This window comes from Cyanobacteriota bacterium (assembly GCA_027618255.1).
In the GTDB taxonomy this organism is placed as follows: Bacteria; Cyanobacteriota; Vampirovibrionia; order LMEP-6097; family LMEP-6097; genus JABHOV01.
Map to the genome: position 1 here is coordinate 1 of JAQCFG010000099.1, position 4,194 is coordinate 4,194.

At 39.0% G+C, this 4,194-nt stretch carries 2 protein-coding genes; one reads left to right on the plus strand and one right to left on the minus strand.

Annotation, left to right across the window (positions count from 1 at the left end; translation table 11 throughout):
* The first annotated feature begins 186 nt into the window (after positions 1-186).
* Positions 187-3,330 (plus strand): M3 family metallopeptidase, encoded by a 3,144-nt coding sequence (locus O3C63_09510; protein ID MDA0773159.1) that lies wholly within the window; start codon positions 187-189, stop codon positions 3,328-3,330.
* Position 3,331: 1 nt separating this feature from the next.
* On the opposite strand, the gene O3C63_09515 is transcribed toward O3C63_09510, so the two are convergent.
* Complete coding sequence (locus O3C63_09515; protein ID MDA0773160.1) at positions 3,332-4,051, minus strand: hypothetical protein; 720 nt, start codon at positions 4,049-4,051, stop codon at positions 3,332-3,334.
* Positions 4,052-4,194: the final 143 nt, after the last annotated feature.

The window sequence follows — 4,194 nt, forward strand, 5'->3', positions numbered from 1 at the left end:
ACAAATAAGAAGGTAAAACCAAGCTAAATCTACATTAAAAATAGTTTAATCAAGAATTGCTGGTAGTTAAACTAAGACACGATATGCTCTCGCCTGCATAGATTATTACAAGAACCCCTATTGTCTTGACACTATACAAGCGCCCGAAAGCGTTATAATTATCTTTCGGGAATTCCCTTGAAAGTCATGTCCTTACCCTCAGCAATCACCAAATCTGGAATTAAACTCACACTCTTGTCCGTTGAGGATGAAGATCAAATCAAAGTTGATAGAAATCCTGCAGCAAAAAAAATTGTTAATAACCCCGAGAGACGTGAAAGCGTAAGACAACTCAATTCCAGTGCTGCAAACGCTAACCCTGCAGATTTTCACACCAGGCGCTATGATCCAGCAAATCCACTAACAACTAACACTAAGTATGTTGATTATGCCAAGATCACAGCACAGACCATCTTAGGTAATCGTGATGGTGACAATGGTGTTGTAGACAACTCTCTTGGTTTTGGAAGAAGGTCGAGCTTCGCTGCGCTAATGGACACCGAATATAATTCGAGAAATGGAAATTTTTTACGTAGTCTAAGAGATATACTTAACAACAATTACTACAACACCGAGTTTCGAGACAGTCTAATAGAGATGTTTTACTTTGGCTTGAAGGACAAATCAGAAAGTGGTTGGCTTAATCAAAGAATCGCTCATGCACTGGGGCGCAGATACCGTAACAATAAAGATGCAGTAAGAGCTGTGCTTAAAGACTTTATCGAAGATTATTATCAAAGAGCTCAGCGCAACCGACTAAATTTTGATTCAGTTTTTCACCGCAGTATTGACTTTAATCATAAACAATGGAAACTTTATGCCCACCTATCTAATCTCTTGATGGTGTCCAATAATCCCAAAGTTCGCAAAGCCGCTGAAGAAGCACTAAACAAGGCTACAGCAGAACTCGAGAAACATGAGCTAATTCCTGAATTTTTCGACATGGCTAGAGTCTATTTTGATAGCCCTGAGTGGAAGGGCTATACAGATGACAATGGCAATAAAATAGCTGGCTTGGCTGATCTTGATTACAAAGCAGAACTTAAACAAATTGATGAGCAGCTTAAAGCTAACAAAATATATCCAGAAGAAGCCAAAACAGCCAAAAAAGAAATCTCTCGTAAAGTAGAGAGAAAAGAGTATGCTGAAGCCGTTTGGCATAGCTATGCGACTAATGGAGCAACTCTTGATGAAGCAAGTAGGACTAAATTATTAGAATTGAGGAACGAAACTGCTGAAGCAGAAATTCAATATTATCGTAATGTACAAAGATCAAAATTTGAGCTTGTCTTCAAAAAGAAACCTGAGAATGATGATGAACTTTCAATAGCTGATCTTGAAGCTTTGCCAGAGAACTTCAAACGCAGTGCTAAAGCCAAAGCCAATAGAATGCGTAATGAACTAATTCAAAAATATACACAAGAGAGATACTATTCAGATGATGCCCAAGCCTGGGCTCTTGAGGCCATCCCCAAAGGAGCGTTAGTGGTCAACCTTGAAGATGGCATCTTCTATCCATTCATGGAACATATCGCAGACAGTAAGCTCAAAAAGAAATTATATATCGCATATTTCCAAAGAGGAAGCAAATATGCAAATGGCGGTCTACTAGAGCCAGAGCTTGAAGGAGAATTAGACAATCTGCCTATTGCAAGGAAGATCTTGCTCAATAGAATGAAAATCGCTCAACTCTGTCCCAAGACAGAAGAGGATCATAAAGATTATTCAGACTACTACATGCAAGTAGGGGGCTACTATAAATATAACTACCGCAAGGGTGATCTTACAGACTGGTACGAATATGATAATGAAGGGCGTATAGATAAAAATGGCTCTGCTTATCCTGACGAGGACCATTTAGATACCTATATCAATTCAATAGTAGAAGAAGCGATAAGCCGCACTGGAGTTTATGAATTCTATAGCAGCGAAACACCAAGTAGCCATAAACATCATTATGAATATGGGCACGCAAGCTATATAGACCAGTGTGGCTTTCAAGAAAGCCAAGCCCAAGAACATGATCAGGCTGTAAAACTAATGTCTAAAATAATCAAAGCTTCAGAAGCTTCCGCCTGTCAAGAATTAGTAAAATTCCAAAAAAAGATAGGCTACGTTAACTCTGAAAATAATCCAGATAGGGTATATCCTTGGGACTTAGGCTACCTGGGGAAATTATACCAAGAACAAAAGCTTGGCCTAGATACTGCCCAAACAAGTCAGTATTTCGAACTCAAATCTAGTCTCAAAGGCATCTTCAAACTTACAGAAAAATTGTTTAATGTCAAAATTAGATCTATTGCAGGTATCAATACTTGGGACCCTGATGTAAAAACTTTCTTGGTAACAGAAAAAGATAGACATGGTGATGATAGAGAACTTGGAACTTTGTATTTTGATTTATTTTCTAGACCCGGCAAAGGTTCAGGAGCATGGGATCACTCACTTGCAGATCATGCTCTTAACTATGATGGCAGCGCCAACCCCTGTCAAAATGTTATAAACCTGAATCTCGACAAACCAATGAGTCGCGATAAAGTATTTCTTGGTCATGAAGATTTGGTAACTCTACTTCATGAATTTGGACATTCATTACATTGCGTTTTCTCTGAAGCGGAACTTGAAGCCAATGCTGGTTATCAAGGAGATTTTAGACTCACTGAATTTCCTAGTATGCTCTTTGAAGAGTTTGCCTATGATGATGAAGCGCTCAAACTTATTGGACGTCACCACGAAACTAGAAAAGAGATCCCTAAAAAATTCAGAGATCAAATCAAAGCTTCCAAAGACTTTATGAAGGTGCTACAGTCACGTGGCGCTTATCATTATGGTGCTTATATTAGTGGTTTAGCTTTTGATCAAGCAGTACACAAAATTACCAGCGCAACTGAACTTGGAAACCTCGATACCATATATGACAAACTAGCAAGCAAACAAAAAGTACACTGGATTGGACGTGGCAAAGACCGCACCAGCATACCTGCTTCACTAGAATATATTTTTGATTGTGGTTATGACACAGTCTATTCTTCATACATCATGTGTCTTGCCAAGGCTAAAGATGCTTGGGGAACTTTCGTTAGACATGGTTCCACTGATCCTCAAGTGGGTTCAAGGCTCAGAGAAGCAATCCTATCCAAGGGTGACACTATAGACCATGATGAACAATATAGAAACTTCAAAGGGCGAAATGCTAACCTAAAAGCTTTTGTGAAGACTTTTAGTAAAGTATCTATAGACAAAGAGAAAAATAAAAAGCTTGAAGCTAAATTAATGGCGATGCTTGACTAACTTAAGTACTTGTTTGGGATCTCAATGCAGATATCTTGCTCTTGAGCCCATCAAGCTCTGATTTAGCTGATTCTTGCTCACCTTTTTTGCCAGAACCCATTAAATCACTTACTTGATTCTCTAATTGAAAAACCATATCGTATAATTCAGCAATCTCTGCTTTGGCAGCTTCCGCTGGTGCACCAGCTTCCATTTCTTTTGTCCAGAAATCAGATTCCTGGGCCCAAAAAGCTGCGCCTTCTTTACCTGCTTTAGCTTGATTAAGAAAACTCATTTTAAGTAAGTCTCCACGTTCAGGATTCTCTCCGATCATTTCTTTAGTTTCTTGAGCAAAAAACTTGAGTACATTTGCATAAGCATCTCTATTCGTTTCTGCAAAATCTTTATTGTCACTAGCTTGAGCAACTAATTTATCCCCGCCCACTTCAGGCTTGAGTTGTTCTATTTGTGCTCTGAGACCATCAAAAACAGTGAGTTTGGCAGTAAGCTCTTTGCGCATTGTTTCGATTTCTTTGGTTAATTTTTTGTCGGTGATTGCTCCAATTTCAACAGAGCTTAGTTTAACTTCTGTCGTTGCAATACCTTGTTCTAATTGCTGCGCCTTTGTTCTTAACGTAGCAAGTTCTGCTGCACTGCCAGCGACGTCATCACTCTGGGTGATGGACTTGGGCCGAGCGCTTGTTATAGTGCTTTGTTGTTCTGTAACTTGATTGTTTATCATAGAAACTACCTGTCCTATGTACCTTGTATAGCGTTTCTAAGTTAAGACCAGGTTATGAGCCTGCTAAAATAGTTATTTCTTAAAGCAAATGGTGTACATTATTAACAGGCATCCTGCAAAACCTTGTTTTGCTAGTGATGGCT